We start from the raw sequence: 21,002 nt of genomic DNA on the forward strand, positions 1-21,002 counted from the left end.
GATTTGCGGTCGTTGCTTGAGGTCGCTGCGCTCATTTTTGCAAGAGTCTTATGTCTTGATTTTTCGGCTCGTCCGTATGGCGAGAGGCGTTCTGTTATGAAGTTTGTTGATGAAGTATCGATTCGAGTAAAGGCCGGCGACGGCGGCAACGGTTGCATGAGCTTCCGTCGCGAAAAATTCATTGAAAACGGCGGCCCGAACGGCGGCGACGGTGGTGATGGCGGCTCGGTCTATATGGTTGCCGACGAAAACCTCAACACCCTGGTGGACTACCGTTACACCCGGCACTTCGATGCCGAGCGTGGCTCCAACGGCGGCAGCACCGATTGCACCGGTAAAAAGGGTGAAGAGCTGGTGCTGCGCGTGCCGGTTGGCACCACGGTCATCGATTCCGCTACCCAGGAAGTGATTGGTGACCTGACCAAGGCCGGTCAGAAACTGCTGGTGGCCCACGGCGGCTGGCACGGTCTGGGTAACACCCGATTCAAGTCCAGCACCAACCGTGCGCCGCGCCAGACCACTCCGGGCAAGCCGGGTGAGGCGCGTGACCTCAAGCTGGAAATGAAGGTCTTGGCGGACGTGGGGCTGCTGGGTTTGCCGAACGCCGGTAAAAGTACCTTTATCCGTTCGGTTTCGGCTGCTAAGCCAAAAGTGGCCGACTACCCGTTCACCACTCTGGTGCCAAACCTGGGTGTGGTCAGTGTCGATCGCTGGAAAAGCTTCGTGGTTGCGGACATTCCGGGCCTGATTGAGGGCGCTTCCGATGGCGCTGGCCTGGGGATTCGTTTCCTCAAGCATTTGTCCCGTACACGCCTGCTGCTGCACCTCGTGGATATGGCGCCGCTGGATGACTCCAGTGCGCCGGATGCTGCAGAGGTGATTGTCAGCGAGTTGACCAAGTTCAGCCCGTCGCTGGCTGAGCGTGATCGCTGGCTGGTGCTGAACAAGTGCGACCAGATCCTTGAAGAAGAGCACGATGCTCGGGTCAAGGAAGTCGTTGATCGTCTGGAGTGGACCGGTCCGGTCTACGTGATCTCGGCCATCTCCAAGCTGGGTACCGAGCGTCTGTGTCACGACATCATGCGTTACATGGAAGATCGTGCCGATCGCCTGGCCAATGACCCGGCCTACAAGGAAGAACTGGCCGAGCTCGACCAGCGCATCGAAGACGAAGCCCGTGCTCAGTTGCAGGCCCTGGATGACCAGCGTGCCCTGCGCCGTAGCGGCGTGAAGTCGGTCCATGACATCGGTGACGATGACTGGGACGAAGAAGATGTGGATGACGAAGATGGTCCGGAAATCATTTACGTGCGTGACTGATTCCTTGCAGTAAACTTAAGCGCCGCTCAATCGAGCGGCGTTTTAGTATCCGGAAATCGATAGTCACGAATAACGTTACGGGCAGTGCTGGGTCGTACTGTCCTCAAGCTAAGGTTGAAGAAGATGCGGAGCAAGGTGACGGGTGCGCAGCGCTGGGTCGTGAAGATCGGCAGTGCGCTGCTGACGGCGGATGGCAAGGGCCTGGATCGTGCGGCAATGGGTGTGTGGGTCGAGCAGATGGTGGCCTTGCACGAGGCTGGCGTCGAGTTGGTGCTGGTTTCTTCGGGGGCGGTAGCGGCTGGCATGAGCCGTCTGGGCTGGACCTCGCGACCCAGTGCGATGCACGAGTTGCAGGCGGCCGCTGCCATTGGCCAGATGGGTTTGGTGCAGGCCTGGGAGTCGAGCTTTGCCGAGCATGGCCGGCACACTGCGCAGATCCTCCTGACCCATGACGACCTCTCCGATCGCAAGCGCTACCTCAACGCTCGCAGTACCTTGCGTGCCCTGGTCGAGCTCAAGGTGATCCCGGTGATCAACGAGAATGACACCGTGGTGACCGACGAAATCCGTTTTGGCGACAACGACACCCTGGCGGCGCTGGTGGCGAACCTGGTCGAGGCTGATCTGCTGGTGATCCTCACCGACCGTGATGGCATGTTCGATGCTGATCCACGCAATAACCCGGACGCCCAGCTGATTTACGAAGCGCGGGCCGATGATCCGGCGCTGGATGCGGTGGCCGGCGGCACCGGCGGTGCGCTGGGGCGTGGCGGTATGCAGACGAAGCTGCGCGCGGCGCGTCTGGCGGCGCGCTCCGGGGCGCACACCATTATTGTTGGTGGGCGTCTGGAGCGAGTCCTGGACCGTCTGAAGGCGGGTGAGCGCATCGGTACCTTGCTCTCGCCGGAGCGCGGCATGCTGGCGGCGCGCAAGCAATGGCTGGCTGGGCACTTGCAGACCCGCGGCACTCTGGTGTTGGATGCGGGAGCGGTCTCGGCGCTGTCCCAGGGCAACAAGAGTTTGTTGCCGGTGGGTGTGAAGCAGGTCCAGGGCGGTTTCCGTCGGGGCGAGATGGTGGTCTGCGTGGCGCCGGACGGGCGGGAGATCGCTCGCGGCCTGGCCAACTACAGTGCGCTTGAGGCGCAGAAGATCATTGGCCAGTCGTCTGATGCAATTGTCGGTCTGCTGGGCTACATGGCTGAGCCGGAGCTGGTGCATCGCGATAACCTGATCCTGGTTTAAGCAGTGATTCGAGTCATTTAGGGAAAAAACCAATGCGCGTAGCAAAAGGGTTGTTGGGTGTGCTGTTGGCGATGCCGCTCCTGGCGTCCGCTGAGGAAATTGGCCAGGTGTCCACGGTGTTCAAATTTGTCGGGCCGAACGATCGCATTGTGGTCGAGGCGTTCGATGATCCTCGGGTCGAGGGTGTGACTTGCTACCTGTCGCGAGCCAAGACGGGTGGGGTGAAGGGTGGTCTGGGTCTGGCCGAGGATCGTGCCGAGGCGTCGATCGCCTGCCGTCAGGTCGGGCCTATCAGCTTCAAGGGCGAGCTCAAGGATGGCGAGGAGGTATTCAAGGAGCGTACTTCGCTGGTGTTCAAGACCATGCAGGTGGTGCGCTTCCTCGACAAGAAGCGCAATACGCTGGTGTACCTGGTCTACAGCGATCGCTTGATCGAGGGCAGCCCGCAGAATGCGGTGACGGCGATTCCGATCCTGCCGTGGGTCCAGCCACAGTAACTGCTTTTGCCGACCGGCTCGCCCTCTGCAAGGGGTGAGCGGGTTGGTGGTGCTACTGCTGAATCGCAGGCAATAAAAAACCGACCCTAGGGTCGGTTTTTTAACAAGCGTGTCGCTTAGGCTGCAGCAGCAAGGTTCAACGCCTTGATGTGGCCATTCAGACGACCTTTATGGCGAGCAGCTTTGTTCTTGTGGATGATGCCTTTATCGGCCATACGGTCGATAACTGGCACGGCCAGAACATAAGCAGCTTGCGCTTTTTCAGCGTCTTTTGCGTCGATGGCTTTAACTACATTCTTGATGTAGGTACGAACCATGGAACGCAGGCTGGCGTTGTGGCTGCGACGCTTCTCAGCCTGTTTTGCACGTTTTTTGGCGGAAGGTGTGTTGGCCACCGTCGAGCTCCTCGAAAGACTTTTTGGGAAATAGCAAACAAAATAGGCCGCGAATCATGCCGATGAGTTGAAGTCTTGTCAAGGGCGGGTGATGCGTTCCGCTGAGTGGTCGATCTGAAGAGGCGGGATATTTATTTCCGGCGCTTGACCTGTAAACTCGCGAGCTTTGGCTCTGTGCTGTTGCGGCGCGGAGTATCGCATAAGTGGGCGCATTGTTCGCCTGCTGTTTATCTACAGGCAAAAAACCTTTCAATGAACCTGCTCAAATCGTTGGCTGCTGTCAGCTCTATCACCATGATTTCCCGGGTGTTGGGGTTTGTTCGTGACACCATCATCGCGCGTGCCTTCGGTGCCGGCATGGCTACCGATGCCTTCTTCATTGCCTTCAAGTTGCCCAATCTGCTGCGCCGGATCTTTGCCGAGGGGGCTTTCTCCCAAGCGTTCGTGCCGATCCTGGCGGAATATAAAAGCCAGCAGGGCGAGGAGGCGACTCGGACCTTCATCGCTTATGTGTCGGGTCTGTTGACCCTGGTGCTGGCGCTGGTCACGGCCCTGGGGATGATTTTCGCGCCTTGGGTGATCTGGGCGACGGCGCCGGGTTTTGCCGATACGCCGGAAAAGTTCGCCCTGACCTCTGACCTGTTGCGGGTGACCTTCCCTTATATATTGCTGATTTCCCTGTCCTCGCTGGCGGGGGCGATCCTCAATACCTGGAACCGTTTCTCGGTGCCGGCCTTTGTGCCGACCCTGCTCAATGTGAGCATGATCATCTTTGCCCTGTTTCTGACGCCTTACTTCGACCCGCCGGTGATGGCTCTAGGCTGGGCCGTATTGGCCGGTGGCCTGGCGCAGTTGCTGTACCAGCTGCCGCACCTGCGCAAGATCGGCATGCTGGTGCTGCCACGGCTGAACCTGCATGACACTGGGGTCTGGCGGGTGATGAAGCAGATGCTGCCGGCGATTCTCGGGGTCTCGGTGAGTCAGATTTCACTGATCATCAACACTATTTTTGCCTCGTTCCTGGTCGCAGGCTCCGTGTCCTGGATGTACTACGCCGACCGCCTGATGGAGTTGCCGTCCGGTGTGCTGGGGGTGGCATTGGGCACTATTCTGCTGCCGACCCTGGCCAAGACCTACGCCAGCCAGGATCGCCACGAGTATTCGCGAATTCTCGATTGGGGCTTGCGCCTGTGTTTTGTGCTGGTGCTGCCTTGTGCCCTGGCCCTGGGAATTCTTGCCGAGCCGCTGACGGTTTCGCTGTTCCAGTACGGTGAATTCAGCGCGCTGGATGCCGCCATGACTCAGCGGGCGCTGGTTGCCTACTCTATTGGCCTGCTCGGGATTATTGTGATCAAGGTCCTGGCGCCGGGCTTCTATGCCCAGCAAAACATTCGGACGCCGGTCAAAATCGCGATTTTTACCCTGATCGTCACGCAGTTGCTCAACCTGGTATTTATCGGTCCCTTGAAGCATGCCGGGCTGGCCCTGGCGATCAGCGGTGGTGCCTGCATCAACGCCGGCTTGCTGTTCTATCAGTTGCGCAAGCAGAAGATGTTCCAGCCGCAGCCGGGCTGGGGGCTGTTCGCCCTCAAGCTGGTGATCGCGGTGCTGGTGATGTCGGCGGTACTGCTGGGGTTGATGTACGTGATGCCGGCCTGGGACCAGGGGCATATGCTGCAACGCTTTCTGCGCCTTGGGGCGTTGGTGCTGGCCGGGGTGGTGACGTATTTCGGCATGCTGGCGCTGCTGGGCTTTCGCCTGCGGGACTTCAATCGCAAGGGCTTGAACTGACGCCTGCCTGGCGTTGAGCCGTGATCGGGCCCTGGTTTTATCGGTTCGATCACTTTGGGTGGTGGTGTTGCCTGTCGCCGACCGCCGGGTGTGGTTATAATCGACCACTTTATGAGCAAGAAGCGCGTTATGCAGCTGGTTCGAGGTCTCCACAACCTGCGCCCCCAGCATCGGGGCTGTGTCGCCACTATTGGCAACTTTGACGGTGTTCACCGTGGCCACCAGGCTATCCTGGGCCGGCTGCGCGAGCGCGCGCTCGAGTTGGGCGTGCCCAGCTGCGTGGTGATTTTCGAGCCGCAGCCCCGCGAGTTCTTTGCGCCGGACACCGCTCCAGCCCGCCTGGCACGCCTGCGTGACAAGTTGCAGCTGCTGGCTGACGAGGGCGTCGACCGCGTGTTGTGCCTGGCATTCAATCAGCGCCTCAGCAAGCTCAGCGCCAGTGAATTCGTCGATACCATTCTGGTGGATGGCCTGGGAGTGCAGCATCTGGAAGTCGGCGACGACTTCCGTTTTGGCTGCGACCGGGTAGGGGATTTCGATTTCCTGCAACAGGCCGGGAGCGCCCGGGGGTTTACCGTCGAAGCGGCGCAGACCGTGGAACTGGACGGTTTACGTGTCAGCAGCACCCAGGTCCGTAACGCCCTGGCCGCGGCTGATTTTGAGTTGGCCGAGCGTTTGCTGGGTCGCCCGTTCCGTATTGCCGGACGGGTTCTGCATGGTCAGAAGCTGGCGCGCCAATTGGGTACGCCTACCGCCAATGTGCAGCTCAAGCGCCGTCGCGTGCCGCTTTCCGGGGTGTACCTGGTGAGTGTCGAAATCGACGGCCAGCCTTGGCCCGGCGTCGCCAATATCGGCGTTCGGCCTACGGTTGCAGGTGATGGCAAGGCCCACCTGGAAGTCCATCTTTTAGATTTTGCCGGCGATTTGTATGACCGGCGTTTGACGGTGGTTTTCCACCACAAGCTGCGTGAAGAGCAGCGTTTCGCCTCTCTGGAGGCGTTGAAGACGGCGATCAATGCGGATGTTGCCGCCGCCCGTGCCCAAGTTGCACGTATCCATAGCGCCAATCGCTAATGAAGAGCCTTAAATGACCGACTATAAAGCCACGCTAAACCTTCCGGACACCGCCTTCCCAATGAAGGCCGGCCTGCCTCAGCGCGAACCGCAGATTCTGCAGCGCTGGGACAGCATTGGCCTGTACGGTAAGTTGCGCGAGATTGGCAAGGATCGTCCGAAGTTCGTTCTGCACGACGGTCCTCCGTATGCCAACGGCACGATTCACATCGGTCATGCGCTGAACAAGATTCTGAAAGACATGATCATCCGCTCGAAGACCCTGGCGGGTTTCGACGCACCTTATGTTCCGGGTTGGGACTGCCACGGCCTGCCGATCGAGCACAAGGTCGAAGTGACTCACGGCAAGAACCTGGGCGCGGATAAAACCCGCGAACTGTGCCGTGCCTACGCCACCGAGCAGATCGAAGGCCAGAAGTCCGAATTCATCCGTCTGGGCGTGCTGGGCGATTTCGCCAACCCTTACAAGACCATGAACTTCAAGAACGAGGCCGGTGAAATCCGGGCCTTGGCCGAAATCGTCAAGGGCGGTTTCGTGTTCAAGGGCCTCAAGCCCGTGAACTGGTGCTTCGACTGCGGTTCGGCCCTGGCTGAAGCGGAAGTCGAGTACGAAGACAAAAAGTCCTCGACCATCGACGTCGCCTTCCCGATCGCCGACGCCGACAAGCTGGCCGAAGCCTTTGGCCTGGCGACCCTGGCCAAATCGGCCTCGATCGTGATCTGGACCACGACCCCCTGGACCATCCCGGCCAACCAGGCGCTCAACGTGCACCCGGAATTCACCTACGCCCTGGTGGACGTCGGTGACAAGCTGCTGGTGCTGGCTGAAGAGTTGGTCGAGTCGTGTCTGGCACGTTACAACCTGCAAGGCTCGGTGATTGCCACCACTACCGGCTCGGCACTGGAACTGATCAACTTCCGCCACCCGTTCTACGACCGCCTGTCGCCGGTGTACCTGGCCGAGTACGTCGAACTGGGCGCCGGCACCGGCGTGGTTCACTCCGCGCCTGCCTACGGCGTGGACGACTTCGTGACCTGCAAAGCCTACGGCATGGTCAACGACGACATCCTCAACCCGGTGCAGAGCAACGGCGTCTACGTGCCGTCCCTGGAGTTCTTCGGTGGCCAGTTCATCTGGAAAGCCAACTCGGCGATCGTCGAGAAACTCTCGGAAGTCGGCGCGCTGATGCACACCGAAACCATCGTCCACAGCTACATGCACTGCTGGCGCCACAAGACCCCGCTGATCTACCGCGCCACCGCGCAATGGTTTATCGGCATGGACAAGGAACCGACCAGCGGCGAAACCCTGCGCAAGCGTGCCCTTGAGGCCATCGAAGAGACGCAGTTCGTGCCGGCCTGGGGCCAGGCGCGCCTGCACTCGATGATCGCCAACCGTCCGGACTGGTGCATCTCCCGCCAGCGCAACTGGGGCGTGCCGATCCCGTTCTTCCTGAACAAGGAAAGCGGTGAGCTGCACCCACGTACCGTCGAGCTGATGGAAGTCGTGGCCCAGCGCGTTGAAGAAGAGGGCATTGAAGCCTGGTTCAAGCTGGACGCCGCCGAGCTGCTGGGCGACGAAGCGCCGCTGTACGACAAGATCAGCGACACCCTCGACGTCTGGTTCGACTCGGGCACCACCCATTGGCACGTATTGCGCGGCTCGCACCCGATGGGCCACGACACCGGCCCGCGTGCCGACCTGTACCTGGAAGGCTCGGACCAACACCGTGGCTGGTTCCACTCGTCGTTGCTGACCGGTTGCGCCATCGACGGCCACGCGCCGTATCGCGAGCTGCTGACCCACGGTTTCACCGTGGATGAAAGCGGTCGCAAGATGTCCAAGTCCCTGGGCAACGTGATCGCGCCGCAGAAAGTCAACGACACCCTGGGCGCCGACATCATGCGCCTGTGGGTGGCCTCCACCGACTACTCCGGCGAGATCGCGGTTTCCGAGCAGATCCTGCAGCGCAGTGCCGACGCCTACCGGCGGATCCGCAACACCGCGCGCTTCATGCTGTCGAACCTGACCGGCTTCAACCCGGCCACCGACATCCTGCCGGCCGAGGACATGCTTGCCCTGGACCGTTGGGCCGTGGACCGCACCCTGTTGCTGCAGCGCGAGCTGGAGCTGCATTACGGCGAATACCGCTTCTGGAACGTGTACTCGAAGATCCACAACTTCTGCGTGCAGGAGCTGGGCGGTTTCTACCTCGACATCATCAAGGACCGCCAGTACACCACCGGCGCCAACAGCAAGGCACGCCGCTCGGCGCAGACCGCGCTGTATCACATCTCCGAAGCGCTGGTGCGCTGGATCGCACCGATCCTGGCCTTCACCGCCGACGAACTGTGGGAGTACCTGCCGGGCGAGCGCAACGAATCGGTCATGCTCAACACCTGGTACGAAGGCCTGAGCGAATTGCCAGCCGACTTCGAACTGGGCCGCGAGTACTGGGAAGGCGTGATGGCCGTCAAGGTCGCCGTGAACAAGGAACTGGAGAACCAGCGTGCAGCCAAGGCCGTCGGTGGCAACCTGCAGGCCGAAGTCACCCTGTATGCCGAGGACGGCCTGACCGCTGACCTGGGCAAACTGAGCAACGAACTGCGCTTCGTGTTGATCACCTCGACCGCCAGCCTGGCACCTTTCGCCCAGGCTCCGGCTGATGCGGTGGCCACCGAAGTACCTGGCCTGAAACTCAAGGTGGTCAAGTCGGCCTTCGCCAAGTGCGCCCGTTGCTGGCACTGCCGTGAAGACGTCGGCGTGAACCCTGAGCACCCGGAAATCTGCGGTCGCTGCGTCGACAACATCAGCGGTGCGGGCGAGGTTCGTCACTATGCCTAACGCCGCGGGCCGTTTCGGCCGTCTGGGCTGGCTGTGGTTGAGCCTGCTGGTCCTGGTCATTGACCAGGCCAGCAAGTTCCACTTCGAAAGCTCGTTGTCGATGTACCAGCAGATCGTGGTGATCCCGGATTACTTCAGCTGGACCCTGGCCTACAACACCGGTGCGGCCTTCAGCTTCCTGGCTGACAGCTCCGGCTGGCAGCGCTGGCTGTTCGCCCTGATCGCGGTAGTGGTCAGTGCGGTGCTGGTGGTCTGGCTCAAGCGTCTGGGGCGTAATGAAACCTGGCTGGCCGTGGCCCTGGCGCTGGTACTCGGCGGCGCCCTGGGTAACCTCTACGACCGCATTGCCCTGGGCCATGTGATCGATTTCATCCTGGTGCATTGGCAAAACCGCTGGTATTTCCCAGCGTTCAACTTTGCCGACAGCGCCATCAGCGTCGGTGCAGTGATGCTTGCGCTGGATATGTTCAAAGGCAAGAAGACCGGAGAAGCCGTTCATGACTGAGCAGGTATTGGCTGAACAACGCATTGGCCAGAACACGGAAGTCACTTTGCATTTCGCATTGCGCCTGGAGAATGGCGATACGGTAGACAGCACCTTCGACAAGGCCCCGGCGACCTTCAAGGTCGGCGACGGCAACCTGCTGCCAGGTTTCGAAGCGGCGTTGTTCGGTTTCAAGGCGGGCGACAAGCGGACTCTGGCGATCGAGCCGGAAAACGCCTTCGGCCAGCCGAACCCGCAGAATGTGCAGATCATCCCGCGCTCGCAGTTCCAGGATATGGAGCTGTCTGAAGGGCTGCTGGTGATTTTCAACGATGCGGCGAATACCGAGCTACCCGGCGTGGTCAAAGCTTTCGATGACACTGAGGTGACCATCGACTTCAACCACCCGCTGGCGGGCAAGACCTTGACCTTTGATGTCGAGATCATCGACGTCAAGGCGCTTTAAACGTAATCCCCGGCAAGTGGGCGCCTATGCTTTAGGCGCCCGCTTGCCGGGGATTCATCGCTACAGTGGCAACGATCTAACTTCTTGCGCGCAAGACACGAGGCACAGCATGCAAATCAAACTCGCCAACCCCCGTGGCTTCTGCGCCGGCGTGGACCGCGCGATCGAAATCGTCAATCGTGCCCTGGAGGTTTTCGGACCGCCGATCTACGTTCGTCATGAAGTGGTGCACAACAAATTTGTCGTCGAAGACCTGCGTGCTCGCGGCGCGATCTTTGTCGAAGAGCTGGAACAGGTTCCGGACGACGTCATTGTGATCTTCAGTGCCCACGGTGTTTCCCAGGCCGTGCGCACCGAAGCCGCCGGCCGTGGCCTCAAGGTGTTCGATGCCACGTGTCCGTTGGTGACCAAGGTGCATATCGAGGTCGCGCGCTACAGCCGCGACGGCCGTGAGTGCATCTTGATCGGCCACGCCGGGCATCCGGAAGTCGAGGGCACCATGGGCCAGTACGATGCCAGCAATGGCGGCGCGATCTACCTGGTCGAAGACGAGAAGGACGTCGCCGCCCTGCAGGTGCGCAACCCCGAGAAACTGGCCTTCGTGACCCAGACCACCCTGTCCATGGACGACACCAGTCGGGTGATCGACGCGCTGCGTACGCGTTTCCCGGCTATTGGTGGCCCGCGCAAGGACGACATCTGCTACGCCACGCAAAACCGCCAGGATGCGGTCAAGCAACTGGCGAACGAGTGCGATGTGGTGTTGGTGGTGGGCAGCCCCAACAGTTCCAATTCCAACCGCCTGCGTGAGCTGGCTGAGCGCATGGCCACCCCGGCCTACCTGATCGACGGTGCCGAAGACATGCAGCGCAGCTGGTTCGACGGTGTCGAGCGGATCGGCATCACCGCCGGTGCATCGGCCCCGGAAGTGCTGGTACGGGGCGTGATCCAGCAGTTGCAGGCCTGGGGCGCCACCGGTGCCGATGAATTGGCCGGCCGCGAGGAGAACATCACGTTCTCCATGCCCAAGGAACTGCGGGTTCGCTCGCTGCTCTGATCAGTCGCTGCCTGCGCACACGGCCTGCCCGGCCTGTTCGCTGCGCAGGCTGACTCGCCCGGTTCGGGCTAGCACCACCTGATACTGGCTGGTCGATTGCTCGCTGGCACAGATATGCAGAGTGCCGGCTTGGAAGGCTCCGCTGGGTAACAGTGGCTGGCCCTGGCTGCTGAAACGCACGAAACTCTTCACCGGGCGATTGCCCACCACCACGACCTTTCCTCCCGCCAGGTGCTCCACCAGCACCGGGTTGTCGCTGTCCTGCGGCCCTCGGCCACTGACATCCAGGATGATCCGCCAGCCCTGGCCCCAGTCGTCGTCCTGTGCCTGAATCACCGTCGTGGTATGACGCAGGATGGCCTCGCTGCGGGCTTGGCGCAGGCCGCTGGCGAGCCCTTGAGCCATCTCCTGTTGGCGGTTCGAGATCAACAACTGGCCCAATGACGCGGCGCCAAACTGCAGCAGCATGCCGAGCAGGGCCAGCGCCGCCAGCAGCTCCATCAAACTGAAACCTCTTTGATCCATGGGTTTTCCCTCCTTGGAAAGGTGAATGCCAACGCTATCCGTGCGCGAGCATTGAGCAAAACGGCAAACAGCCGGTCTATGAGTGTTCGAGGTTGTAGCCCGTTATAGCCGAAGGCGTTTGCAGGACAGGCAATGAATTTGCGTACAAAGGGTTTCACCCTGATCGAGATGTTGGTGACCCTGGCCATTGGTGGGCTGTTGTTGACCTTGATCCTTCCGGCATTCAGCCAATCGTTGCAGCGCAGCCAGGCCGACAGCGAGCTCAATGAGTTACTGCGAGCCCTCAATTACGCGCGTTTCGAGGCCATTGAGCGCGGTATTACCACCCACCTCCGGCCCATGGATGATTCGCGGCAATGGGCGGCTGCCCTCGGCGTGTATGACGGCGCAGCGCCCCAGGCGAATGTATTGCGGGTTGTTCCCGCGCTCTCTCGGGGTGCGATTCTGGCGCTACCCTCAGGCATCGACGCTGTGGCTTTCAGTCCGCTTGGGGGGCTGGCTGGGGCGGATCGACCGTTGCTGATCCGCTATGAACGCGGGGCGCTGCAGCGCTCGATCAGCGTCTGCCTCAATGGACGGATTATTTTTGCAGGGAGCTGCCAATGACTGACAGGCGTGTGCAACGCGGCATGAGCCTGATCGAAGTGCTGGTTGCGCTGTTGATTCTGGGCGTGGGGCTGCTGGGAGCGGCAGCGGTCCAACTCAAGGCGCTGAAGTACACCGATAGTGCACGGATGGCCAGCCAGGCCAGCTTTGTGGCTTACGACATGCTGGACCGGATTCGCGCCAATGCCGGCGCCGACTACAGCGTGCCGACGCCGGCCGCGGGTAACCTGGAGCAGGCCCGGGATCAGGACCTCTATGACTTCGCGAGCAATATCGCCAGTTTTGGCGGGCCGACGGCCACTGGCAGCATCAGCGTAAACCAGCGGCTGTACACCATCACCGTGACCTGGGATGACACCCGCGCGGGCGGTGCTGACGAGGCGCAACGCAGCTTCGTCCTGAGCAGCCGAGTCGCGGCCGACGAGCCTGGTCAGCCATGAAGGGGCCGATGCGCGGCTTCGGCCTGATCGAAATGATGCTGGCCCTGGCCCTGAGCCTGGTGGTGGTGCTGGGTGTGACACGGATTTTCATTTCGGCCAAGAACACCTACCTCAGCCAGAACGCCGCGGCGACCCTGCAGGAGGATGGGCGTTTTGTCCTGAGCAAGCTGATGCAGGAGGTGCGTATGGTCGGGATGTTCGGATGCCTGGCAACGGTGGTTGATGCCAGTGCGGCTGGGGACTTTACCGCCAATGCGGCGACTCCGGTGCGCTGGGACAATGCCAGTCGGCGCCTGACTTTAGTCACCGCTGACGTCGGCCTGGATGGCGGGGTGCCGACCTGGACGGTGCTGTCCGACTGCCGTGACACCTCCACCGCGTACAGCGGGGCCCGGGTCGCGGGAGTGGGGCAGCAGGCGTTTGCGATCCGTCGACTGTCCTACCGCCTGGACAACCGCCAACTGGTGATGGGCACCGGTACCGGCAACGATCAGGCGGTACTGGTGAGCGATGTCGAAGCGTTCGAGGTCAGCTTTGGCATGGCCCGTTCGGCGTCGGACACAGGCGCTTCCCGCTACAGTCCCAACCCTGAAGACCCGCAGTTGATTCGCAGTGTGCGCCTGAGCCTGACCCTCGCTGATCCTTTGCAGCGGGTTGCTAGCCAGACGTTCACCGTGGTGGCTGCCTTGCGCAACCGGCTGCGGTGATGGCGATGCGCAGAGAGCCACCACGGCTTGGGCGTGGCCGTCAGCAGGGCATGGCATTGCTGGTCAGCCTGGTGTTCCTGTTATTGCTCACCTTGATCGGGGTGTCGTCCCTGCGTAACGCGACGCTGCAGGAAAAAATGGCCGCCAGCCTGAGTTTGCGCAATCAGTCGTTCCAGGCCGCGGAGTCGGCCCTGCGGGTCGGTGAGGGGGCGGTCCAGCAAGGGCATTACACGCTGCCTGCCTGTGCACGTTGCCCACCCCCTGCGGAGTCTTCCGGCGTGACCGCCGCTGGTGCCAACAGCCATTCCGGCGTGACTTGGGTTGCCACCGACCAGGGGTTTTACGGGGTGCAGAACCTGGGGGCAACCCTTGATGCAGTCAACCTGCCGCCCCATACCGCAGCCACCCTGTATCGGGTCACGGCGGTGGGTGTGGCCGGGCATTCGCGCACGGTGCTGGAGAGTATTTATGCCAAATATTGAGCCTCATGTGCGGAGCTGGCGAAAGGCGCGCTGGCGGGTCATGGCAGGTTGCTGCCTGGTGCTTGCGCTGCCTGTTCAGGCGCGCGGCGCTGCTGCGCCTTGCGTGCAGCCTCTGGACCCGGTGCCGAGTGGCTGGTCGGTACCGATGCCCTATGAGCGCGGGCAGCATCGCCGTCTGCCTGATCCCGTTGACCCCTGTTCGACTAATGATCGCGGGAAACTGCTGGAGCTCGGCCCGTTCGGCGGTAAGATGCTCGACCACGCAGTTCGCGACCCGGACCGGCTCTCTGATGAGGTGGTGTTTGTGGGTGAGGTTCCAGGCCCGGATGGCAGTGCCCCGGGCACGTCTGGCGAGCCCCTGAACCGCGCCGATGACCCTTTGGCCTCGCAGCCGCAACCGCCGGGAAGTGCCGGCCGCCGCATCATGTGGCGACAAATACAGTAAGCGAGATTCACCCATGCGCAGATCCAACCAAGGTTTTACCCTGATCGAAATCATGATCGTGATTGCGATCATCGGGCTAGTCCTCACCTTGAGCCTTCCGGCCATTACCGAATACACCAAGAAGCCGCACCGCACTGAGATCGCCGGCCTGCTCTCCGACCAGGCGCAGTTGCTTGAGCGTTTCTATTCGAAAAGCGGCGTCTATACCGGTGCTGCTGACCTGAGTAGCGGTAACGATGACTACAGCATCACCGCGACCCTGGCCGACAAAACCTTCCTGCTGACCGCGACGCCCAAGGCCGAGAGCAAAATGGCCGGGGATAAATGCGGCAGCTTCAGCATCAGCGAAACCGGCGCCACCACCATCAGCAATCAGGCCGAGGGTGTAACGGCCAAGGATTGCTGGGGTCGTTGAGCCTTTGGGTGGGCGTGCTGCGCCCGGCGTCTTTTTAATGACTGGATCGGCTATGGCTAAGCAACAGCAAGTGGTGGTGGTTGGGGGCGGGGTGATCGGCCTGCTGACAGCGTTCAATCTGGCTTCGGCCGGGCAGCGAGTGGTGCTGTTGGACCGTTCGAACCTGGGGCAGGAGTCGTCATGGGCGGGTGGCGGCATCGTCTCGCCGCTTTATCCCTGGCGCTACAGCCCTGCCGTCACCGCGCTGGCCCACTGGTCCCAGGATTTTTATCCACAGCTGGCCGAGCGTCTGTTCGCCAGTACTGGCGTTGATCCGCAAGTTCACACCACCGGGCTCTACTGGCTGGACCTGGATGATGAAAGCGCTGCGCTGGAGTGGGCGCGGCGTGAAAATCGGCCGTTGAGCGTGGTGGACATCGACGCGACCCATAGTGCGGTGCCGGTGCTGGGCCCCGGTTTTTCGCGGGCGATCTATATGGCCAACGTGGCCAATGTGCGCAACCCGCGCCTGCTGAAGTCGCTTCGGGCGGCGTTGCTGGCGCTGCCCGACGTCACCGTGCATGAACAGTGCGCGGTCAGTGGTTTTATTCGTGATGGGCAGCGGATTGTCGGCGTGCATACCGCCAACGGCGATGTTCATGGCGACCAGGTGGTGCTGGCCGCCGGTGCCTGGAGCGGCGAGTTGCTGGGCAGCCTGGGCCTGACGCTGCCGGTGGAGCCGGTCAAGGGGCAGATGATCCTCTATAAGTGCGCTGAGGACTTCCTGTCGTGCATGGTCTTGGCCAAGGGTCGTTATGCGATCCCGCGGCGGGACGGGCATATCCTGATCGGCAGCACGCTGGAGCATGAAGGCTTCGACAAGACCCCGACCGAGTCAGCGCTGGAGAGCCTCAAGGCGTCTGCCGTCGAGCTGATTCCCGCCCTGGCCGAGGCTGAGGTGGTGGGGCATTGGGCGGGCCTGCGGCCAGGGTCGCCGGAAGGTATTCCCTACATCGGGCCGGTGCCGGGGTTCAGTGGCTTGTGGCTCAATTGCGGGCATTACCGCAATGGCCTGGTGCTGGCACCGGCTTCCTGCCAGCTGTTCACCGACCTGATGCTGGGTCGCGAGCCGATCATCGATCCTGCGCCGTACGCGCCAAGCGGACGGCTTTAATCCAGACCGAGTTTCTGCATCCGGTAGCGCATCGAACGAAACGACAGGCCCAGGCGCTGGGCCGCTGCCGTGCGGTTCCAGCGAGTGTCTTCCAGGGCCAGGAGGATCAGCTCGCGCTCAACCTGTTGCAGGTGCTGGTCAAGGTGGGTCACCTGGGCCAGGTCAGTTCTGGCGCCGGCTGGCCGGTGGTCATCCAGTCCCAGGTCCCGTGGCTCGATCAGCCGGTTGTCGCACAGGGTGTAGGCGCGCTCCAGCAGGTTTTCCAGTTCTCGCACGTTGCCGGGAAAGTGATAGTCCTTGAGCGCTGCCAGCGCATTGGCGTGCAGCTGCGTCGTTAGCGCGCCGTGCTCGGCGGCCAGTCTTTGCAGAACACGCCTGGCCAGTGGCTCGATGTCGTCTTTGCGTTCCCGCAGGGGCGGGACCCGCAATTCGATCACATTCAATCGGTAATAGAGGTCCTGGCGAAAGCGCCCAGCGCTGACCTCGGCCTGCAGGTTCTTGTGGGTGGCGCAGAGAATCCGCACATCGACCGCCACCTCCTGTTGGCTGCCGACCCGACGCACGGCCTTCTCCTGAAGTGCCCGGAGCAGCTTGACCTGCATGGACAGCGGCAGGTCGGCCACCTCATCCAGCAGCAGCGTGCCGCCATGGGCCGCCTGGAACAATCCGGGCTGGTCGCTGACAGCGCCGCTGAAGCTGCCCTTGCGGTGGCCGAAAAACTCGCTCTCCATCAGCTCCGTCGGGATCGCGCCACAGTTCACCGGCACCCACGGCTGCTCGGCCCGCGGACCCTGGGCGTGGATCAGCCGGGCCACCAGCTCTTTGCCACTGCCGGATTCGCCGCTGATATAAACCGGAGCCTGGCTCTGGGCCAGTTTGCCGATGTGTCGGCGCAGCGTGCGCATGGGCTCCGAATCGCCAAGCAATGGGCTGTCGCCACTGTCACCGGCTCGGTGCAGGGTGCGATTGATCAGGGCGCGCAGGTGTGTGAGGTCCAGCGGGGTAGGCAAGCCATCGCTGTTGGAGCCTTTGACCCCCTCGATGACAGTGGCCGGGGTGCCGCAGGCGCTGATCATTGCGGTCTGGACCTGGGGGTGATGCTGTTGAATGTGTTGCAACAACTCTAGGCCGGTGCCATCCGGCAGCTGGCTGGCGCTCAGGCACAGGTCGAAGGGGCCGGCGGCCAGCCACCGACGAGCTTCGCCGAGGCTGCAGGCGCTCTGAGTGTGAAGGTTCATGCGGCCCAGATTGATTTCCAGGAGCGCGCGAACCTCCGCTTGATCATCGACCACCAGTACTTTGTGCCGTGGGCTCATGTTTGCTTGAAACTTCATCCGTGAACGCAGGTAGGGCATGGGCGCTCGCCATCCTGGCGAGAGTTGAAGTCTAGGAGCTGCTTGCGGGGTTCGCCGGGGGGCGAGGCCCTGTAAACGCTCGGGAGGCGGGGGCAGAGGCGGCTTTTGTGTAGCCAATTGTTCGATGGCCAGAGGGGGCTGACAGCGCGTTGCCGCTGACTCGTCAGGCCAATGCTCTGGGGCTCGTCAGGTAATGGGTAAGAAGGCGTGGGAAAGTTATCGATCACCCGATTCATGCGCTGATTAAGGCCTTGAATAATCAGCGTCAGACGCCCATTCGGGTGCTTTGTTCCTCAAATAGGGCGGGGTGGGACCAGTGGCTGCGCAGGCATTGTGCCAGCGAACCGGCACTGTCCCTGGCGCAGAGGCCTCAGCGGTGGCCGGGTCCAGGCCCTTGTTCCAGATGAGTCTGGCTGCAGTACCACTGTTGCTGTTGGCTCAGCGCTCGGTCACGGGGCAGATGCAGGCCGCACTGGGCGCAGCGGACCATGGGGGTGGCGCTTTGCTCAGGGGGAGGGCTGTCAGTGGATGCCTGGCGCTTGAATTTGCGCCAGAACCATACCGCAGCGGCAATCAGGGCGATCCAGAACAGTAGACGAACCATGGCAACCAGCTTTATCAGGAAAGATGGCGCAGTTTAGCCAAGGACCTTGCGGGCGCACAGAACAATAAAACACAGGCATGAAAAAGGGGGACTCGAAAGTCTCCCTTTTCTTGACGGCCTCGGTGCTATCAGTCGAACACACCGAAGGTCATGTAGCTGAACCACGAACGATCGTCGTTGTTGCCTTCGGCTTCATGCTGCTCTTCTTCGATCACGTCGCCGTTGGCATCTTTAGGCTTGAGGTCGGAAGGGATCGCGTCCTTGGCGTCCTGGAACTGCTTGACCACGTCCTGGTTGGCGCGAGTTTCGCCCGGCGGCAGCGGCGGACGCGACTCGATCAGGCCCAGGGTGGCCTTGCTCAGCCACGAACGGTTGTCGGCTTCGGCCACTTGCGGCACGAACTGGCCATCAACCAGGCTCGGGTGGTTCGGGTAGTTGAGCTTCAGGGTTTCCAGGCTGGTGGCGGCCAGTTCGTCCAGGTGCAGACGCTGGTAAGCCTCAGTCATCACCGCCAGGCCGTCACCGACCGAAGGGGTTTCCTGGAAGTTCTCCACCACATAGCGGCCACGGTTGGCAGCCGCTACATAGGCCTGACGGGTCAGGTAGTAGTCAGCCACGTGGATCTCGTAGGCGGCCAGCAGGTTGCGCAGATAAATCATGCGCTGCTTGGCGTCTGGAGCGTAACGGCTGTTCGGGAAGCGGCTGGTGAGTTGGGCGAACTCGTTGTAGGAGTCGCGGGCAGCACCCGGGTCACGCTTGGTCATGTCCAGGGGCAGGAAGCGAGCCAGCAGGCCGACGTCCTGGTCAAAGGAGGTCAGACCCTTGAGGTAATAGGCGTAATCCACGTTCGGATGCTGTGGATGCAGGCGAATGAAACGCTCGGCGGCGGACTTGGCGGCTTCCGGCTCGGCGTTCTTGTAGTTGGCGTAGATCAGCTCGAGCTGTGCCTGGTCGGCATAGCGACCAAACGGATAACGCGACTCCAGGGCCTTCAACTTGGCGGTAGCGCTGGTATAGCTGTGGTTGTCCAGGTCGGCCTGTGCCTGCTGGTACAGCTCGACTTCGCTCAAGTTTTCGTCAACGACTTCCTTCGATGAGCAAGCAGCGGTCAGTGCGAGGATGGCGATCAGCAGCAGGTGTTTCACTTGCATGGCGGCTTGCGTCCCTATGACGGCCGCTGTCTTGGGCGGGGCCGTCCTGTTATGATGAGCGCCCCGTTGAAAGCCTCGGGGCAAAAGACGCCGTATTTAACCACAAGCGCGCAGCCGAAACCAAAGGCTGTGCCGACGCCTAGTCTGAGCATGTCCGATAAAATTGAACTTCGCGCAGAGGTGCCGTCCGAACTGGGCGGCCAACGCCTCGATCAAGTCGCCGCCCAATTATTCGCTGAGCATTCACGCTCGCGCCTTTCCGCCTGGATCAAAGACGGCCGCCTGACTGTGGACGGAGCCGTTATTCGGCCGCGTGACATTGTGCATGGCGGTGCGATTCTTGAGCTGACCGCCGAGCAGGAAGCTCAGGGAGAATGGGTCGCTCAGGACATCGAGCTGGATATTGTCTATGAAGACGACGATATCCTGGTCATCAACAAACCCGCGGGCCTGGTGGTACACCCTGCTGCCGGGCACGCTGATGGCACCTTGCTCAATGCCTTGCTGCACCATGTCCCGGACATCATCAATGTGCCGCGCGCCGGCATCGTCCACCGCCTGGACAAGGACACCACCGGTTTGATGGTGGTGGCCAAGACCATTCAGGCCCAGACCCAATTGGTGACCCAGCTGCAAAGCCGCAGCGTCAGCCGGATCTACGAGTGCATCGTGATTGGCGTAGTGACGGCGGGTGGCAAGATCAACGCGCCCATCGGTCGTCACGGCCAGCAGCGCCAGCGCATGGCAGTGATGGAAGGCGGCAAGCAGGCGGTCAGTCATTACCGCGTGCTCGAGCGTTTCCGCTCCCACACCCACGTGCGGGTCAAGCTGGAAACCGGCCGTACCCACCAGATTCGGGTGCACATGGCTCACATCAACTTCCCGTTGGTCGGGGATCCGGCCTACGGCGGTCGTTTCCGCATTCCGCCTGCGGCCAGTGTGACCATGGTCGAGTCGTTGAAGGCGTTCCCGCGTCAGGCGCTGCATGCGCGGTTCCTGGAGCTGGATCATCCGACCACCGGCGTGCGTATGAGCTGGGAGTCGCCACTGCCGGACGACTTCGTCTGGTTGCTGACCCTGCTCAAGCAAGACCGCGAGGCGTTCATCGGATGAGTGAATGGCTGATTCCTGACTGGCCTGCGCCGGCCGGGGTGAAAGCCTGTGTCACCACCCGTGCGGGCGGCGTCAGCCTGGCGCCGTTCGACAGCCTCAACCTGGGCGACCACGTCGATGACAGCCCCGAAGCCGTTGCCGAGAATCGTCGTCGCCTGACAGATCACTTTTCTATAAGGCCTGCCTGGCTGCGACAGGTCCACGGTATTGACGTGGTCGAGGCGGATCCGTCCGTCATCGCCACTGCCGATGCCAGCTGGACGGCCACGCCAGGTATCGCCTGCGCCTCGATGACCGCTGACTGCCTGCCGGCGCTGTTCTGCGATCGCGCCGGGACCCGTGTCGCGGCGGCCCATGCCGGTTGGCGCGGGCTGGCTGCCGGCGTGCTGGAAGCCACCCTCGACACGCTGGACGTTGCGCCGGCCGAGGTGCTGGTCTGGCTTGGACCGGCTATCGGTCCGCGCGCTTTCGAGGTCGGCCCCGAGGTGCGGGAAACCTTCGTCAGCCAACTGGCGCAAGCCGAGCAGGCATTTGTCCCAAGCCACAATCCCGGCAAGTTCATGGCCGACATCTATAGTCTGGCCCGCTTGCGCCTGGCGGCTCGCGGCGTCATGGCGGTGTACGGTGGCGATTACTGCACAGTCAGTGACGCGCGTTTCTATTCTTACCGTCGCAGTCCTCGTACAGGACGGTTTGCCTCCCTTATCTGGCTCGAGCGCTAGACTCTTCTGACCTGCGTCAATTGTCAGGCGCTTGAAACTCCCAGAATCGACCGCATCTATAGGGGTATCTGGCAGGTTTCTTTATTTAGGTGTGTCCATCGCTCCGGCCTGCT

General features: G+C 61.8%; 23 protein-coding genes. 18 read left to right on the plus strand and 5 right to left on the minus strand.

Features of this window, described 5'->3' with window-relative positions; translation table 11 throughout:
• Window positions 1-96 precede the first annotated feature (96 nt).
• From cgtA to ACOZJV_RS28685, 3 genes are all read left to right on the plus strand, one after another.
• Window positions 97-1,320: an Obg family GTPase CgtA gene (gene cgtA / locus ACOZJV_RS28675; protein ID WP_421549006.1), complete on the plus strand. Its 1,224-nt coding sequence runs from the start codon at window positions 97-99 to the stop codon at window positions 1,318-1,320.
• Window positions 1,321-1,443: 123 nt separating this feature from the next.
• On the plus strand, window positions 1,444-2,562 hold the full coding sequence (gene proB, locus ACOZJV_RS28680) for a glutamate 5-kinase (RefSeq protein WP_078471757.1): 1,119 nt from the start codon (window positions 1,444-1,446) through the stop codon (window positions 2,560-2,562).
• A gap of 32 nt (window positions 2,563-2,594) precedes the next feature.
• Window positions 2,595-3,059 carry a CreA family protein gene (locus ACOZJV_RS28685; RefSeq protein WP_078471758.1) on the plus strand — a complete coding sequence of 155 codons (465 nt, stop codon included), beginning with the start codon at window positions 2,595-2,597 and terminating at the stop codon, window positions 3,057-3,059.
• 116 nt (window positions 3,060-3,175) lie between these two features.
• Here ACOZJV_RS28685 and rpsT read toward each other — a convergent pair whose 3' ends face one another.
• A complete protein-coding gene (gene rpsT / locus ACOZJV_RS28690; protein WP_003215870.1) occupies window positions 3,176-3,454 on the minus strand; it encodes a 30S ribosomal protein S20 in 279 nt (92 codons plus the stop codon).
• Between the two features lie 252 nt (window positions 3,455-3,706).
• Here rpsT and murJ point away from each other — a divergent pair, with 252 nt between their 5' ends.
• From murJ to ispH, 6 genes are all read left to right on the plus strand, one after another.
• Window positions 3,707-5,245: a murein biosynthesis integral membrane protein MurJ gene (gene murJ / locus ACOZJV_RS28695; RefSeq protein ID WP_078471759.1), complete on the plus strand. Its 1,539-nt coding sequence runs from the start codon at window positions 3,707-3,709 to the stop codon at window positions 5,243-5,245.
• Between the two features lie 129 nt (window positions 5,246-5,374).
• Window positions 5,375-6,319, plus strand: coding sequence for a bifunctional riboflavin kinase/FAD synthetase (gene ribF / locus ACOZJV_RS28700; protein WP_020296451.1), 945 nt, complete (start codon window positions 5,375-5,377; stop codon window positions 6,317-6,319).
• A gap of 13 nt (window positions 6,320-6,332) precedes the next feature.
• Window positions 6,333-9,164 carry an isoleucine--tRNA ligase gene (gene ileS / locus ACOZJV_RS28705; protein ID WP_421549007.1) on the plus strand — a complete coding sequence of 944 codons (2,832 nt, stop codon included), beginning with the start codon at window positions 6,333-6,335 and terminating at the stop codon, window positions 9,162-9,164.
• Window positions 9,157-9,669 (plus strand): signal peptidase II, encoded by a 513-nt coding sequence (lspA, locus tag ACOZJV_RS28710; RefSeq protein ID WP_020296453.1) that lies wholly within the window; start codon window positions 9,157-9,159, stop codon window positions 9,667-9,669. The genes ileS and lspA overlap by 8 nt, the downstream gene beginning before the upstream one ends.
• Before the next feature lie 7 nt (window positions 9,670-9,676).
• Window positions 9,677-10,114: an FKBP-type peptidyl-prolyl cis-trans isomerase gene (fkpB, locus tag ACOZJV_RS28715; protein ID WP_178102971.1), complete on the plus strand. Its 438-nt coding sequence runs from the start codon at window positions 9,677-9,679 to the stop codon at window positions 10,112-10,114.
• 109 nt (window positions 10,115-10,223) lie between these two features.
• Window positions 10,224-11,171: a 4-hydroxy-3-methylbut-2-enyl diphosphate reductase gene (gene ispH, locus ACOZJV_RS28720; protein WP_020296455.1), complete on the plus strand. Its 948-nt coding sequence runs from the start codon at window positions 10,224-10,226 to the stop codon at window positions 11,169-11,171.
• Here ispH and ACOZJV_RS28725 read toward each other — a convergent pair whose 3' ends face one another.
• The gene (locus tag ACOZJV_RS28725; protein WP_421549008.1) at window positions 11,172-11,696 is read right to left on the minus strand and encodes a GspH/FimT family protein; all 525 of its coding nucleotides are present in this window, start codon (window positions 11,694-11,696) and stop codon (window positions 11,172-11,174) included.
• A 132-nt stretch (window positions 11,697-11,828) separates the two neighbouring features.
• Between ACOZJV_RS28725 and ACOZJV_RS28730 the strand changes: the two genes are divergently transcribed.
• The 7 genes from ACOZJV_RS28730 to thiO are packed head-to-tail and all read left to right on the plus strand — an operon-like array spanning window position 11,829 to window position 15,944.
• A complete protein-coding gene (locus ACOZJV_RS28730; RefSeq protein WP_078471764.1) occupies window positions 11,829-12,302 on the plus strand; it encodes a GspH/FimT family pseudopilin in 474 nt (157 codons plus the stop codon).
• Window positions 12,299-12,742: a type IV pilus modification protein PilV gene (pilV, locus tag ACOZJV_RS28735; RefSeq protein WP_421549009.1), complete on the plus strand. Its 444-nt coding sequence runs from the start codon at window positions 12,299-12,301 to the stop codon at window positions 12,740-12,742. The genes ACOZJV_RS28730 and pilV overlap by 4 nt, the downstream gene beginning before the upstream one ends.
• Entirely contained in the window at window positions 12,739-13,449 is a 711-nt protein-coding gene (locus tag ACOZJV_RS28740; RefSeq protein WP_421549010.1) for a PilW family protein, read from the plus strand. Before pilV ends, ACOZJV_RS28740 begins: the two co-directional genes overlap by 4 nt.
• 5 nt (window positions 13,450-13,454) lie before the next feature.
• On the plus strand, window positions 13,455-13,931 hold the full coding sequence (locus ACOZJV_RS28745) for a pilus assembly PilX family protein (protein WP_421549011.1): 477 nt from the start codon (window positions 13,455-13,457) through the stop codon (window positions 13,929-13,931).
• Between the two features lie 58 nt (window positions 13,932-13,989).
• Complete coding sequence (locus ACOZJV_RS28750) at window positions 13,990-14,376, plus strand: hypothetical protein (protein WP_421549012.1); 387 nt, start codon at window positions 13,990-13,992, stop codon at window positions 14,374-14,376.
• A gap of 13 nt (window positions 14,377-14,389) precedes the next feature.
• A complete protein-coding gene (locus tag ACOZJV_RS28755) occupies window positions 14,390-14,791 on the plus strand; it encodes a type IV pilin protein (RefSeq protein WP_421549013.1) in 402 nt (133 codons plus the stop codon).
• Between the two features lie 52 nt (window positions 14,792-14,843).
• Complete coding sequence (gene thiO, locus ACOZJV_RS28760; RefSeq protein ID WP_421549014.1) at window positions 14,844-15,944, plus strand: glycine oxidase ThiO; 1,101 nt, start codon at window positions 14,844-14,846, stop codon at window positions 15,942-15,944.
• Here thiO and ACOZJV_RS28765 read toward each other — a convergent pair.
• The 3 genes from ACOZJV_RS28765 to ACOZJV_RS28775 all read right to left on the minus strand — a co-directional run bounded on the left by ACOZJV_RS28765 (window position 15,941) and on the right by ACOZJV_RS28775 (window position 19,054).
• A complete protein-coding gene (locus ACOZJV_RS28765) occupies window positions 15,941-17,260 on the minus strand; it encodes a sigma-54-dependent transcriptional regulator (protein ID WP_421549035.1) in 1,320 nt (439 codons plus the stop codon). The genes thiO and ACOZJV_RS28765 overlap by 4 nt on opposite strands.
• A 409-nt stretch (window positions 17,261-17,669) precedes the next feature.
• Window positions 17,670-17,903 carry a PP0621 family protein gene (locus ACOZJV_RS28770; RefSeq protein WP_421549015.1) on the minus strand — a complete coding sequence of 78 codons (234 nt, stop codon included), beginning with the start codon at window positions 17,901-17,903 and terminating at the stop codon, window positions 17,670-17,672.
• Between the two features lie 128 nt (window positions 17,904-18,031).
• Entirely contained in the window at window positions 18,032-19,054 is a 1,023-nt protein-coding gene (locus ACOZJV_RS28775) for an outer membrane protein assembly factor BamD (RefSeq protein WP_078471771.1), read from the minus strand.
• 150 nt (window positions 19,055-19,204) lie between these two features.
• Between ACOZJV_RS28775 and rluD the strand changes: the two genes are divergently transcribed.
• Window positions 19,205-20,167, plus strand: a complete 963-nt coding sequence (rluD, locus tag ACOZJV_RS28780) for a 23S rRNA pseudouridine(1911/1915/1917) synthase RluD (RefSeq protein WP_020296467.1) — start codon at window positions 19,205-19,207, stop codon at window positions 20,165-20,167.
• Window positions 20,164-20,889 carry a peptidoglycan editing factor PgeF gene (pgeF, locus tag ACOZJV_RS28785; protein ID WP_421549016.1) on the plus strand — a complete coding sequence of 242 codons (726 nt, stop codon included), beginning with the start codon at window positions 20,164-20,166 and terminating at the stop codon, window positions 20,887-20,889. Before rluD ends, pgeF begins: the two co-directional genes overlap by 4 nt.
• Window positions 20,890-21,002: the final 113 nt, after the last annotated feature.

It is taken from the genome of Pseudomonas sp. QD4, assembly GCF_049199125.1.
Taxonomy (GTDB): Bacteria; Pseudomonadota; Gammaproteobacteria; order Pseudomonadales; family Pseudomonadaceae; genus Aquipseudomonas.

Coding starts and splice junctions, on each gene's coding strand:
- cgtA (WP_421549006.1), top strand. CDS start 97: ATGAAGTTTGTTGATGAAGTATCGATTCGAGTAAAGGCCGGCGACGGC.
- proB (WP_078471757.1), top strand. CDS start 1,444: ATGCGGAGCAAGGTGACGGGTGCGCAGCGCTGGGTCGTGAAGATCGGC.
- ACOZJV_RS28685 (WP_078471758.1), top strand. CDS start 2,595: ATGCGCGTAGCAAAAGGGTTGTTGGGTGTGCTGTTGGCGATGCCGCTC.
- murJ (WP_078471759.1), top strand. CDS start 3,707: ATGAACCTGCTCAAATCGTTGGCTGCTGTCAGCTCTATCACCATGATT.
- ribF (WP_020296451.1), top strand. CDS start 5,375: ATGCAGCTGGTTCGAGGTCTCCACAACCTGCGCCCCCAGCATCGGGGC.
- ileS (WP_421549007.1), top strand. CDS start 6,333: ATGACCGACTATAAAGCCACGCTAAACCTTCCGGACACCGCCTTCCCA.
- lspA (WP_020296453.1), top strand. CDS start 9,157: ATGCCTAACGCCGCGGGCCGTTTCGGCCGTCTGGGCTGGCTGTGGTTG.
- ispH (WP_020296455.1), top strand. CDS start 10,224: ATGCAAATCAAACTCGCCAACCCCCGTGGCTTCTGCGCCGGCGTGGAC.
- ACOZJV_RS28725 (WP_421549008.1), bottom strand. CDS start 11,696: ATGGATCAAAGAGGTTTCAGTTTGATGGAGCTGCTGGCGGCGCTGGCC.
- ACOZJV_RS28730 (WP_078471764.1), top strand. CDS start 11,829: ATGAATTTGCGTACAAAGGGTTTCACCCTGATCGAGATGTTGGTGACC.
- pilV (WP_421549009.1), top strand. CDS start 12,299: ATGACTGACAGGCGTGTGCAACGCGGCATGAGCCTGATCGAAGTGCTG.
- ACOZJV_RS28740 (WP_421549010.1), top strand. CDS start 12,739: ATGAAGGGGCCGATGCGCGGCTTCGGCCTGATCGAAATGATGCTGGCC.
- ACOZJV_RS28745 (WP_421549011.1), top strand. CDS start 13,455: ATGCGCAGAGAGCCACCACGGCTTGGGCGTGGCCGTCAGCAGGGCATG.
- ACOZJV_RS28755 (WP_421549013.1), top strand. CDS start 14,390: ATGCGCAGATCCAACCAAGGTTTTACCCTGATCGAAATCATGATCGTG.
- thiO (WP_421549014.1), top strand. CDS start 14,844: ATGGCTAAGCAACAGCAAGTGGTGGTGGTTGGGGGCGGGGTGATCGGC.
- ACOZJV_RS28765 (WP_421549035.1), bottom strand. CDS start 17,260: ATGAGCCCACGGCACAAAGTACTGGTGGTCGATGATCAAGCGGAGGTT.
- ACOZJV_RS28770 (WP_421549015.1), bottom strand. CDS start 17,903: ATGGTTCGTCTACTGTTCTGGATCGCCCTGATTGCCGCTGCGGTATGG.
- ACOZJV_RS28775 (WP_078471771.1), bottom strand. CDS start 19,054: ATGCAAGTGAAACACCTGCTGCTGATCGCCATCCTCGCACTGACCGCT.
- rluD (WP_020296467.1), top strand. CDS start 19,205: ATGTCCGATAAAATTGAACTTCGCGCAGAGGTGCCGTCCGAACTGGGC.
- pgeF (WP_421549016.1), top strand. CDS start 20,164: ATGAGTGAATGGCTGATTCCTGACTGGCCTGCGCCGGCCGGGGTGAAA.